General features: G+C 56.2%; 12 protein-coding genes. 1 reads left to right on the top strand and 11 read right to left on the bottom strand.

Annotation, left to right across the window (positions count from 1 at the left end):
* Position 1 precedes the first annotated feature (1 nt).
* The 3 genes from galE to galT are packed head-to-tail and all read right to left on the bottom strand — an operon-like array spanning position 2 to position 3178.
* Positions 2-988 carry a UDP-glucose 4-epimerase GalE gene (galE, locus tag YWK_RS0102790; protein WP_026963592.1) on the bottom strand — a complete coding sequence of 329 codons (987 nt, stop codon included), beginning with the start codon at positions 986-988 and terminating at the stop codon, positions 2-4.
* A 14-nt stretch (positions 989-1002) separates the two neighbouring features.
* Entirely contained in the window at positions 1003-2205 is a 1203-nt protein-coding gene (locus YWK_RS0102795; RefSeq protein ID WP_026963593.1) for a galactokinase, read from the bottom strand.
* Positions 2198-3178, bottom strand: coding sequence for a galactose-1-phosphate uridylyltransferase (gene galT / locus YWK_RS0102800; protein ID WP_026963594.1), 981 nt, complete (start codon positions 3176-3178; stop codon positions 2198-2200). The genes YWK_RS0102795 and galT overlap by 8 nt, the downstream gene beginning before the upstream one ends.
* A 403-nt stretch (positions 3179-3581) precedes the next feature.
* Here galT and YWK_RS0102805 point away from each other — a divergent pair, with 403 nt between their 5' ends.
* Positions 3582-3887, top strand: a complete 306-nt coding sequence (locus tag YWK_RS0102805) for a hypothetical protein (protein ID WP_026963595.1) — start codon at positions 3582-3584, stop codon at positions 3885-3887.
* 43 nt (positions 3888-3930) lie between these two features.
* On the opposite strand, the gene YWK_RS18020 is transcribed toward YWK_RS0102805, so the two are convergent.
* From YWK_RS18020 to YWK_RS0102845, 8 genes are all read right to left on the bottom strand, one after another.
* Positions 3931-4941 carry a SpoIID/LytB domain-containing protein gene (locus YWK_RS18020; protein WP_051375002.1) on the bottom strand — a complete coding sequence of 337 codons (1011 nt, stop codon included), beginning with the start codon at positions 4939-4941 and terminating at the stop codon, positions 3931-3933.
* Positions 4942-5406: 465 nt separating this feature from the next.
* Positions 5407-6675 carry a UDP-N-acetylglucosamine 1-carboxyvinyltransferase gene (murA, locus tag YWK_RS0102815; RefSeq protein WP_026963596.1) on the bottom strand — a complete coding sequence of 423 codons (1269 nt, stop codon included), beginning with the start codon at positions 6673-6675 and terminating at the stop codon, positions 5407-5409.
* Between the two features lie 51 nt (positions 6676-6726).
* Positions 6727-7539: a YwmB family TATA-box binding protein gene (locus YWK_RS20750; protein WP_026963597.1), complete on the bottom strand. Its 813-nt coding sequence runs from the start codon at positions 7537-7539 to the stop codon at positions 6727-6729.
* A gap of 215 nt (positions 7540-7754) precedes the next feature.
* Complete coding sequence (locus tag YWK_RS20755) at positions 7755-8165, bottom strand: DUF3889 domain-containing protein (RefSeq protein WP_051375004.1); 411 nt, start codon at positions 8163-8165, stop codon at positions 7755-7757.
* A 117-nt stretch (positions 8166-8282) separates the two neighbouring features.
* Entirely contained in the window at positions 8283-8534 is a 252-nt protein-coding gene (locus tag YWK_RS0102830; protein ID WP_026963598.1) for an AbrB/MazE/SpoVT family DNA-binding domain-containing protein, read from the bottom strand.
* Positions 8535-8702: 168 nt separating this feature from the next.
* On the bottom strand, positions 8703-8954 hold the full coding sequence (locus YWK_RS18035; protein ID WP_169727128.1) for a DUF1146 domain-containing protein: 252 nt from the start codon (positions 8952-8954) through the stop codon (positions 8703-8705).
* A gap of 98 nt (positions 8955-9052) precedes the next feature.
* Positions 9053-10531, bottom strand: coding sequence for an NADH-quinone oxidoreductase subunit N (locus YWK_RS0102840; protein ID WP_035465846.1), 1479 nt, complete (start codon positions 10529-10531; stop codon positions 9053-9055).
* A 4-nt stretch (positions 10532-10535) separates the two neighbouring features.
* A complete protein-coding gene (locus YWK_RS0102845) occupies positions 10536-12095 on the bottom strand; it encodes a complex I subunit 4 family protein (RefSeq protein WP_026963600.1) in 1560 nt (519 codons plus the stop codon).

Consider the following 12095-nt stretch of genomic DNA (forward strand, 5'->3'; position numbering starts at 1 on the left):
CTTAGTCCTCGTAGCCGTTCGGATGGCTTTGGTGCCACGCCCACGCGGACGCGACAATGGTGGACAGGTCATCGTATTGGGGCTTCCATCCCAGCACTTGTTTCGCTTTGTCCGAGGAGGCCACGAGGACGGCCGGATCGCCAGGGCGACGCGGCGAGTGAACCGCGAGAATATCGCGGCCTGTGACTTCTCGGGCGACATCAATCACCTGTTGCACGGAAAATCCGGTGCCGCTGCCGAGATTGAACGCTTCCACCCCCCCGCCCGTCCGCAGGCGATTCACAGACAGGCGGTGTGCGCTTGCGAGGTCCATCACGTGGACGTAGTCGCGGATGCACGTGCCATCCGGCGTCGGGTAGTCGTTGCCGAAGATGGAGACGTGCGGGCGCTGACCGAGCGCCGCCTGCAGTACAATCGGAATCAGGTGTGTCTCGGGGTTGTGGTCTTCGCCAATCGGCAACGTCGGGTGCGCCCCTGCCGCATTGAAGTAGCGCAGGCTGATGGACTTCAGGCCGTACGCCTGGTGACACCAGCGGAACATGCGCTCAATCGCCAGTTTTGTTTCGCCGTACGGATTCGTAGGAACGGTGGGATCTTCTTCGTGGATTGGGGTTCGAACCGGCTCTCCGTATACAGCCGCCGTCGAGGAGAACACGATGTTCAGGACGCCGTTGTCGACCATCGCGGACAGCAACTTGGCCGTCGCTGCGACGTTGTTTTCGTAGTACTGCAGCGGCTTCTCTACGCTCTCCCCAACGAGCGAGTTCGCTGCGAAATGGACCACAGTGTCCACCTTGTGATCCCGCAAAATCCGCCCGACCTGTTCGGTATCGCGGATGTCCACCTCGTACAATGGGACATCCCGCACCGCAGCGCGGTGGCCTTGGCGCAAGTTGTCTATGACGACGACGTCTTCACCATGCGCCACCAACTCGGCCACGGTGTGACTTCCAATGTAACCTGCTCCACCCGTCACTAATACGGACATATTGACACCTTCTCCTAGAGTATTGATTTCGCCAGTTGAGCCAACTCGTCGCTCGTCACTTCGCGGACGCCGTCTCCGATGTCGGAGACGTAAAAGGACGGTGCCCATCCGGTTTGCTCTATGTACCGTTCTGCCACGACTTGCTCAAACACTGGTAACTGAGGCGCTTCCACAAAGCTCACAGTGCAGCCGCCGAATCCAGCGCCAGTCATTCTGGATCCGATACAGCCCTCGACAGTCCAAGCCGCCTCGACCAACGCGTCCAACTCCGGGCCGGTGACCTCGTAGTCATCCCGAAGCGACCGGTGGGACTCGTTCATCAGCTCGCCAAACGCGCGCAAATTCCCCTGTTCCAGGAGGGTGGCGGCGCGCTGGGTCCGCGCGTTTTCAAACACCACGTGGTGAGCCCGTTTCCTTAGTCTTTCATCGTCAATCACGGCGGACAGCCGCTCCCAATCCTCCACCGAGACGTCCGCCAGACACGTCAGGCTCGGGTTCGCCCGCTGCATCTGCGCCAGCGCGGCTTCGCATTCCTGGCGGCGTTCATTGTACTTGGAATCGGACAGGACGCGACGTTTGTTGGTGTTGGTGATGACCAGTTTGTACCCAGGCGCTTGAACGGGCACCAGTCGGTAGTGGAGCGTGGCACACTGCAACAACAGCGCATGATCCGCCCTGCCCATGCCCACCGAGAACTGGTCCATGATGCCGCAGTTCACGCCGACGAATTGGTTCTCCGCTTCTTGCGACAGCAACGTCAATCGCTCGACGCTCAGCCCGGCACCGCTCAGTTCATTGATGGCGAACGCCGTCACCACTTCAATGGAAGCGGAGCTGGACAGCCCTGCGCCGTTGGGCAGGTTGCCGTGGTACAGGATGTCAGCACCAGGGATGGATACGCCCGCTTTCTCCATCGCCCAGACCACGCCTTTCGGGTAATTGGCATAGTCGTCCTCCAGTTTATAGTTGAGATCACCCTTTTGCACAGTCACAACCTGCGGGAATGCGGTGGAGGCAAAGCGGTACACGCCGTCTTCGCGCAGGCGCACGAAAGCCCACGTCCCCACGGTAAGGGCCGCAGGCAGCACGTAGCCCCCGTTGTAATCGGTGTGCTCTCCAATTAAATTCACACGCCCAGGCGCGAAGAACACGCGCACCTGCGAGACGTCCCCGGGCGAGAATGCCAAAAACCGTTGCCATATGTTTGCATCAGTCACCGTGCACCGCTCCCTTCGCACGCGCAATGGCCGCCCGCAACGCTTTCGCTGTGTCTTCGACCGCCGTCGGGTTGCACGGCGCCCAGGCACCGGTCTCCGCGGAGGCCAGGAATTTGATTTTGTCCTTGGCGCGAAGCGGCGGGTAGAATTCGATGTGGAAATGGAAGTAGGTGCTCGTGTCCGGGCCGTTGACAGGGTCCTGGTGCAGCACCATCATATACGGGAATTCACGGTCAAACAGCGCGTCCATCCCCGCAGTCACTTGTTTGAGGATGTTGGCCAAATCATCCTTTTCGGCGTCGCTGAACGCTGCCAGACTACCCTTGTGCGATTTGCTGGAGATGAACGCCCCGTACGGGTAATCGGTGAAAAACGGAATATAACTCACGAAGTGCTCCGTCTCCAGAAGCACGCGTTCCTGAGACGTTTCCTCTTCGCGGTTGATGTCGCAAATCAAGCAGCGGCCGGTTTCTTTGTGATGCTCTCGGCAGGAATCCAACTCGGTGCGAATCTTGAGCGGGATGTACGGGAACGCGTAAATCTGGCCGTGTGGGTGCGGCATCGTGACGCCCACCTCCGGCCCGCGGTTTTCGAAAATCAATACGTACTTGTGCTCTGGATTCTTCGCCAACTCCACAAGCCGCTCTGTCCACAGATCGACGACTTTGCGAATGTGGGACACTGGCAACTGCGGGAGCGTTGCGTGGTGTTCCGGTGAATAGAGAATCACTTCGCACTTCCCGTACGCAGGGGCCACTTTGTACAGCTCCGTCGCAACCGGATCCGGTGTCGGCGGGTTCTGTGACAGCGCCGGGAAGTCGTTGTCGTACTTGTATACATCGTAATGATCCGGCACTTTGCCGGAACCTGGGCAAAACGGACAATCGTCTTTGGGCATGTTGGGGCGCTTCTGGCGATGGGAGGCGACCATCGTCCAGTCCCGCAGCAGAGGATTGTACCGCAGTTCTGACATAGGATATCACCCCTCTTCGAATGGGCCCTGACGTACGACCACACGTCGTCGAGCCACATCACCATACATACAAATCTTTTGTTTTGAAACAATTTTATTGGTATAAAAATCGATTTGCAAAATTCACTAGAGTTGTGCAGCACGACGAGGTGTTGCTCGCGCGCAAATCGCTGAGGATACCACGCACCCAGCGTACCGCCCAGTCTGGTTCAGACGATACGCCAACCAAGCTCCCTATTGGTGGAGAAGTTTTGTCGATTCTTGTGAAAACCTGTCCCAGCATGAACCGCAGAATGGTACAATATACGACACGTAGCTATCTTCGCTGCATGCATCGAAGTCGCTTTCGTTTCTCGTAAACGGCGTAGACGTACGGACTCCAATTCTCTGTGAGGTGAACCTCATGTCCGAAGACCGCCTGCAACGCATTGAAGACCTGCTCGTCCAATTGATTGGGAACGTCGCAGGTCTACGCAATGAATTCGACGCGTTTCGCGCGGAAGTCAACCAAAGGTTTGACACAGTTGTGGACCGCGTGTCCGCCCTCGAGGAAAAGCAAACCGCGATTGAGGAAGGACAGCTTGAAATCATCAAAACGCTTCAAGGCATGGACGACAAGTTCATCGTTGTCGGGCATCGGCTGGATTTTCACAATGCCCGCATTGCCAAAGTGGAGGAAGAGACGCACCTGTTGAAAGCTCAGCCCTAATTGCTGACACACTCCATCAAATCCTAGGCTGCACCTCGCTCAGCTACTCTTCCGTGGTCGCTGGCTGCGTGAACCGCTCGTCGCCCTCCACTTGCGTTCCCGGATAAAAGTACTGGACAATCTCCGCCCACGCCTTGCCTTGCTGGGCAAGCGCTTTGGCCTCGTTCAAACTCATACCAATCCCGGAACCCACACCTTTGCACTGAACCAATAACTCATTGCCGCTGACCGTCCACGTGAAATTTGAGGATGGAAGCCCAAGTACACTGGCAAAGTCGTCTCCCGTCCACGACTTATCATGATAAGCGACTGCTTTCACATACCCTTGTGCATCTCTCATCGCGATGCGGAATTGATTCAGTTGGACGTTGTTACTTTGTATCTGCAAGGCCTGCTGCAACGTAGGGGCAGAAATGTGGATGGGCGACTTCGCGAGCTGGTGTGCGTCATCTGGGCATGCCACACTCTTGAGGTACGGCAGCGGCTTGCCGAATACCTTGCTGCCATCGCGGGTCTGACCGGTGGACTCCCCAAACGTGAAAGCCAGAATGGGCTGTTTGTTATACGTCAGAATGAGGCCGTCTGTGGCGAGCACGGCGTGCTGCAGACGGACCGTGTTCACGCTCAGGTCTTTCCCAAACCGCTGTTCCTGCACGGCCATAGACCACCACGGCAAGTCGAGACTCGCGTTGTCTGTGACGTCCGCGCCGTGCTGATTGGCAAATGTAGGATGAGAACCCACGTTGGCGGACATGGCGTGAACCACGTATGTGCGCGCGGCAACCGCAGCCGCCTCCAAAGCTTGCATCGGCGAGTGGGGATTCATCTCTGCAGCGAGTACGCCCACAAGATAATCGTTCAAAGCCACGTTGTTCACGTGTCCCGTTTGAACATCGTAGACTTTCACCTGAACCCCCGCGTCATCCGACTGAATCCAGGCACGTGCGGGATCTGTATCGCGTCGGTGAACCATGTTGGCCATCGCCGTTGGTACAATCACAAGCACGAAAAAGCACGCGCAAAGTACCACGAGGACTTTTCCACGCCAATCCACACGAAGCCACAGTTGGTGTATTCGAGGGAATCGGTGGATGGGAAACCCAATGACCGACCGCGTGGCTCTGGATGTATGTCTAGATCTGACGGGACGGAATTGCGCCAATGTACATTCCTCGCTTTCAGAGGCTCGTCTCCTAGAGAGGTATGTTCCGGCGCACCAGATTATTCTTGGGCTGTCACGTTCTCTTTGCCTGCAGGTCTAAAAACGTGAATTGTCGTCCATGATGGTAATGTCATCAACCGATGGCCAGTAGACTCCAGTTTCCCCCTTGTTGTCACGATTAGGCAGTCGCTTTGCGGCTGTCCTTTTTTGCGCTCAAATCTGCGCACAAAAAAAAAAAAAAAAACGTGCGGATGGTGAACATCCACACGTTTTCTCACAGGTGTAGCGATTTGCAAAATGCCCGAGACACAGACAAATAGCGCATATAAGTCCATGTTTCCATTCGGCCGATTCGACTCAGTCGTCAATTCGGCAGATCTTCGCACCCAGCGACTGGAACTTACCGACCAGGTTGTCGTAGCCGCGGTCGATATGGTGTAGCCCACTGACCGTGGTCGTACCTTCCGCCATCAGACCTGCGATGACGAGTGCAGCACCAGCACGCAGGTCGGTCGCTGTCACTTCCGCGCCAGAGAGCTTTTCCACGCCTTCAATGACAGCTGTTCGGCCTTCAATGTGAATCTCAGCGCCCATCCTCTGCAGCTCAGCTACGTGCATGAAGCGGTTCTCAAACACCGTTTCCGTCATCATGCTGGTACCAATACAGGTGGTCAAGCCAGCCACCATCTGCGCTTGCATATCCGTGGGATATGCAGGATAGTAGTGCGTCTTTACGTCGAGCGCCTTCATGCGCCCATTTTCCACGGGCCAAACGCGAATGCCTCGCACGTCGTCTTCCAAATGTGCACCAGCCTCTTCGAGTTTCGCCAGAATCGAAGTCAGGTGATGCGACAGGGCGTTTTCCACGTACACGCCGTTCCCCATCAAAGCGCCGGCAATGAGGAACGTACCTGCCTCAATTCTGTCGGGAATCACGGTATGGCTCGCGCCATGCAGTTCATCCACGCCGTCGATGCGAATGGTATCCGTCCCTGCACCGCGCACGCGGGCACCCATCGCGTTGAGGTAGTTCGCGAGGTCCACGTTTTCCGGTTCCTTCGCAGCGTTCTCAATGATGGTTTGCCCTTTCGCCAGCACAGCGGCCATCATGATGTTCTGCGTAGCGCCGACACTTGGGATATCGAGATAAATACGCGCACCTTTCAATCCGTCCTTCGGCGCGCGGAAATGCACGTACCCGTTCTCCATCTGTGTCTGCACACCCATCGCTTCGAAGCCTTTGATGTGCAGATCTACTGGGCGCGGTCCAATATTGCAACCGCCCGGCATCGCAATGATGGCTTCACCGAAGCGGGCTAATAAAGGTCCCGCTACGACAAATGAGGCCCGCATACTGCGTACCAGTTCATAAGGCGGTTCCACACTGTTCACCGACTTGGCACTGATATGCAGTGTGCTTCCTTCTCGTTGAACGTCTGCGCCCAAGGCGGAGATGGTGTTAATCATATGCTCAACGTCGAGAAGTGACGGAACTTCGTCAATCGTACTTGTTCCCGAAGAGGCGAGAAGACTTGCTGCGAGGATGGGGAGTACAGCATTCTTCGCGCCACCAATGCGCACATGTCCTTCCAGACGGTGGCCCCCGTCAATCACTATCTTTGCCATGACTTCAACTCCTGTGCCAGTCCGCCCCGTGTCGTCCGGCACAGTACCCCGTTAATACGTTTCCGTAATGATGGGGGTACCAACCAGGACGTTTGTCCGGTGGTGGTAGGCGTCGTAATGAACGGCCACTTGTAGGTTCATTTTCTGCCCATTGGTCTGTATGTATCCTGGGGCTTTCGATGAATAGCCGGATATACTGGTCACCAAATCGGATTTGACACCTTCAACGCGATGCGCTCCGACTGCGGAAAATGCGCGTGTCACGAGCCCATCCACTTGAACGCCCATCATTCTAGCATTGGTAAAACCCTCTATACAAGTGCTAATTTGTGGTGCGCATCCCGAATTTGTCACCGCTTTGCGAACCATAGCTACTTCGCTTGCAAGGCGCACGAAGCCCTTACCTGCGTGGTGCGCGTGCACCACCAGGACGGTGGTACTTTGTGTGCTTGAGTAGCGCATGGATGAAAGCGTAACAGAAATATCCGTGTTGTCGGACCAGCTTCCGTACACTTCCGCAAAGTTTTCGGACGCATCCGCATGTGTCATCCATTTCGCGCCTTGAATGTGCAGGTCCTGCTTGAGCTTGTCGGCCGCTTGGCGCAATTCGCGTTCCGACATAAAGTTGTCATTCAGTTGACTCCAATTGTGAATCAAGTAGCCATCCACATTTGCGTTCGTGGCCGTAAAACTGGTCTCTAGATAATTTACTTCGGTGAAAGGGGTACTGTTTTTGTCCGTCGGCTCGTCCAAAGTAGAGGAATTTCCTGTGAGAGGTGAGGACTTGTGGGTACCGGCCGGCGCATACGCGCTCAACACCCCTGCCAGGACAACGCCGATTGCCAACCAACCGAGCTTCTTCATGTATTTCATCCCCTGTCCGCGTGTCTTCTATACACGTCAGTTTGGACAAGGAGTCTACGATTTATTCTGATTCTCATTTACGAGATTTGCAGTGTCAGCAGATGATAGATCACAACATTTTACTAGATTCGTTCGTCGCTGTTTTGCACTTCGTTGAAATAGGCAGCGTCCCACAAATTCTCATCCGTTTTGCCCACACTGTAAACCCCAGCTCGTCAGCGCAAGTTCTGACAGGTCACGCGTATCAACTCGTCTGTTTGGGGGTTAAATTGAACGCGAACGAGGATTCCCCACTCCTTGGTTCCTTCCCGCATCCACAATCGAAAGGCTTCTTCCGCAACCGTGCCCGATACGACAGTCCTGCCAAGGTGCAAGTAGTCCACCACAGCCGCTTTGGGATGGCAGCGCTTCGCTTGTGCCACCGCAATCTTTCCCCACTTGGCATAGGCCGGTATGGGCTTTCCATACTCTCGCTCTACCGTCCGGGGAACGGGGGTGGTTTGCGCGGTGGCACCGGACTGTGCCGCTTGTGCAGTCTGCATGGGAAAGACTGCTGCAGCGCCACCCATCATGGCAATCGTGGTGATGAGTACCTGAAAACAGCGGTGTGCTCGCTGGGAGAACAAAGTAAGTGCCTCCTCGAGAACGAATTTCTTACTATCGTTCGCCGGAGACACGAGATTATACCCATGCGCGCTCGGTGAATTCCATCCGCGGTTCACCGATTGGATTGCTCGGCCGCATCACAGCCCGTGCGCCGTGATGCTGTCCCAGCAGTCGCGACAGATGTGCTTTTCTTTGAAGACCCGAATGGTTTCGGAAGGATTCTGACAAAACACGCACCTCGGTACAAATTTCTGTAAGATGATGGTGTCGCTGTCTACCAGAATCTCAATGTCGTCATCTACATTGATGGAATATTTCTTGCGCAACTCTTTGGGTATCACAATCCGCCCGAGTTGGTCCAGTTTTCGCACGACGCCAATGGCGCGCATACTCATCCCCCTTCAAACACCGCGTTATCTCTGATTTATCTGTCATATTTCTGGATTTTCTGTCGATTTCCTTCTGAGAAATTCCAATAAAGTGAGGAATATTCAACGTTTTCTATTGACAGTCAGCGCTTGGCCCCGCGAAGCGCCAGGTGGGCGCTGACTGGACGATTATAAGAGGGCGCGGAGGGCTTGACCTGCCAGCAAATAGGCAGCCGCGGTGCTGGCAATGAAGAAGCCGCCAATCATGGCGAGGATAAAACGGAGCATGCGGGTCTGGTGCCCGATGGGATCGAACACGATTTTATCCCACTTCAACACCCCAAGTGCTTGCCACGTGATATATGTCCCGCCAAGAAACGCGATGATAAAGATGGCGCCGGCGGCGGCAAGCATCACGGTACTGGTAGTCACATCGTTCACTGCCGCTTCCTCCTTCATAAAAACGCCTCACAGAAGGGCCCAGGCCATCCGATGGAGCCCTCTGTGAGACGAAACTGACCGACTTAGACATCGTTATTTTACGCCAATTTAGCCAATGCGTGAAGTAAAGTCGCAGGCACCACGCCAAGAATCAGAGTCCCCAGCACGCAGAGCCCGAGCAGCGTGTTCATGATGCCGCTGGGGCGAATGAGGACGCTGTCCTTGGCCTCGCTCTTCTGGTAGATCTTGCGGATCCAGCCGAAATAGTAGAAGAACGACACAACGCTCGTGAGAAAGAGCAGTACACCGAGCCACGCTTGATGCAAGTGAATGGTGTCGGCGAAGATGTAGAACTTCCCGACAAATCCAGCAGTCAGCGGCATACCTGCGAGGCCGAGTAGAAAAATAGTCAGCGCGCCGGCGAGCCAAGGTGACCGCTGATACAGCCCGAGAAGCGCGTCCGAGTCACCGGAGTTGCGAGCGTGCGAGACCACGTGCACGATGGCAAACGCCCCAACGGTGGTGAACGTGTACGCGAACAGGTAGAACGTGATGCTGTTCACGAGTGAGGTCCAATCCACCACGTTGTTCTCGTTGAACATGGTGAACGGAATCAGGACGTACCCTGCTTGCGCGACGCTGGAGAACGCAAGTAGCCGCTTCATGTTGCGTTGCGGTAGGGCAATCAAGTTACCGACCAACATGCTGGCCACAGCGAGAAGACTCGCCAGGTAGAACATGTTGGAGCCAGACACGGAAAACACATAGAGCATCATCCGGAGCAGCATCCCGAACACTGCCGTCTTGGATAGCGTGGACAGAAACGCGCTGATGGGTGTCGGCGCGCCGTCGTACGTGTCCGGCGTCCACATGTGGAATGGCACCAACGACAGCTTGAAGCCCAATCCTCCGAGAATCAGCACAAAGGCAAGGACGGTCACCGCGGGATATTGTGCGAATAGGGACGCACCACTCGTGAGTGTCTGCTTGGAGAACAGTTCGCCCAGGTTGGTCGTCCCGCTGAGCCCGTAGATGAAGGAGAGCCCGTAGAGGAGCACAGCCGATCCGATACTCCCCATCAACAGGTACTTGATGCCGCCTTCCACGGAGCGTGTTGACTTCGTCCGCAGCGCGGCTAGGATGTAACTGGAGACGGAGAGCAGTTCCAGGCCGACGTACAGCGTCACCATGTCCACGGATGAGACCATGGCCAGGGCGCCGACAACGGCGAACAGGATTAGGTACGTGTGTTCAGAGGCCACCTTCACCTGCGCGGCGTAATCATACGTGAACAGGAAGACCAACAGCGCCGTGATGAGAATGAGCAGCGTGAACATGGTGGCGATGATATCGTTCTGCACCGTCGCGAGGACCGCCTGCGGCTTTGCGTAGAAGTGCCAGATGGCGACCACCAAGGCTGCAACTACGCCGAGCATGCTAAGACCGTGCAGCCAGCGCTTGTCCTCGGATTTGAACACAAATTCTAAAATCATCACCACAAACGCCGCAACAGTGAGGGTAATCATGGGACCCATGGCAGACCAGTATGGTTGATGTAGTGCGTCCAGATTCGGCATCGACTTACCCCCCAATCCTCATCAAGGCGTTTACGGACAGGCCAAACAGTTCCCCAATGACCTTGGGGTCAATTCCAATGAAGAGTACCAGCGCCGTCAATACAAGGGCCGGAACATATTCGCGCGGTGTCGCGTCCACCAGTTCACCGTACCTTGGGTCGAGCGGGCCGAACGTCGTTTTCTGCATCGCGTAGAGTAGGTACACCGCCGACAGGATAACCCCCAACACGCCGACAAACGAGATGACCGGATAGGTGTCAAAGCCTCCGATAAACGCCTGGACTTCACTGATAAAGCCGCTCGTGAGCGGCAAACCGAGAGAGCCCAGCGCAGCCACCAGCAAGAATCCGGACAGCATCGGCAGACTGCGCGACAGTCCGCCCAGTGCCGGGATGCGGCTGGTCTCAGTTCGGTCCTTAATGGCGCCGACCAGGAAAAACAAAAGCGCTGTCAAGAGACCGGACGACACCATCATGAACATCGCCCCCTGCAGACCGACGGCGTTGAGCGCGGCAATCCCGAGCAGAACGAGTCCCATGTGGCTGATGCTGCCAAACGCGATGAGGCGCCGCCAATCCGTTTGAGCCCACGCGGCAAAGGCGCCGTACAGGATGTTGATGGCGCCGAACACGGCAATCAACACGCCGTATTGGCGTACTTCCCCAGGCAATAATCCAACGCCGAAGCGAAGCAGTATGTACGCGCCGGTCTTGGTTAGGACTCCACCGAGCATCATGCTCGTTGGCGTATCGGCAGATTCGTGCGCCGTCGGCAACCACGTGTGAAACGGAACAAACGCTTCTTCAATAAAGACAGCAAGCAACAGGAACAAGAACAGCCAACTGCGCGCGTGGCTGGAGAACGCTTGCGTGGACACGGTGTGCATCACGTTGGTCAACGTCGGGATATCAAAACTGAGTCCCGTGCCGGACAGCGTGGCCGCTTGCTGAGATCCGTAGGCGCCAGCTGCGCCGTATGCGATTCCGACCAACGCCACCAACAGCGCGACCGTCGCCAGCCCCCGGTAGAGGAGGAACTTGAACGCCGCGGACTGGCGACGTTCTTCCCCGAAGATGTAGATGAGGAAGAACATTGCAAACAGCGTGATTTCCAGTGCGGCGATAAACGTGAACAGGTCCAGCGCACAGAAGACGCCGAGCAGGCCTGCAGTCACCAACGAGATCCAGAAGTAGTACTCTCTCGTTCGCTCTACCGAGCGCTTGGCCGCGACAATGGCCAGCAGCGAAATCAATGAGGTCAACGCGAGTAGCGGCAGCGACAACCCGTCCACGCCGAACGACAGACCAATGATGAGATTGCCTGGCCCATTCGGGTTGGCACCGTGCCACAAGCTCGGCAGCGTAAACCAGTAGAGTGCCGTGACGTGCTGGAAGCCTGTGATGTTGTATTGGAACTGGTCCCAGGCGACAGCGGTGAGCACCAGGGCTGCGGCGGATCCTAAGAACGCCAGCCCGCGGTGCACAGCGGCGCCGAGCCTAGGCACCAGCAGGATGACGAGCCCTGCAATCAGAGGTGCTACGACCAGCCAGAATACGAGGCCCAT

The organism is Alicyclobacillus pomorum DSM 14955, from assembly GCF_000472905.1.
Taxonomy (GTDB): Bacteria; Bacillota; Bacilli; order Alicyclobacillales; family Alicyclobacillaceae; genus Alicyclobacillus_A; species Alicyclobacillus_A pomorum.

Excerpts from the sequence above, each read along its gene's own strand:
- YWK_RS0102840 (WP_035465846.1), bottom strand. The coding sequence starts at position 10,531 with ATGCCGAATCTGGACGCACTACATCAACCATACTGGTCTGCCATGGGT.
- YWK_RS0102805 (WP_026963595.1), top strand. The coding sequence starts at position 3,582 with ATGTCCGAAGACCGCCTGCAACGCATTGAAGACCTGCTCGTCCAATTG.
- YWK_RS0102845 (WP_026963600.1), bottom strand. The coding sequence starts at position 12,095 with ATGGGCCTCGTATTCTGGCTGGTCGTAGCACCTCTGATTGCAGGGCTC.
- galE (WP_026963592.1), bottom strand. The coding sequence starts at position 988 with ATGTCCGTATTAGTGACGGGTGGAGCAGGTTACATTGGAAGTCACACC.
- YWK_RS0102830 (WP_026963598.1), bottom strand. The coding sequence starts at position 8,534 with ATGCGCGCCATTGGCGTCGTGCGAAAACTGGACCAACTCGGGCGGATT.
- murA (WP_026963596.1), bottom strand. The coding sequence starts at position 6,675 with ATGGCAAAGATAGTGATTGACGGGGGCCACCGTCTGGAAGGACATGTG.
- galT (WP_026963594.1), bottom strand. The coding sequence starts at position 3,178 with ATGTCAGAACTGCGGTACAATCCTCTGCTGCGGGACTGGACGATGGTC.
- YWK_RS20750 (WP_026963597.1), bottom strand. The coding sequence starts at position 7,539 with ATGAAGAAGCTCGGTTGGTTGGCAATCGGCGTTGTCCTGGCAGGGGTG.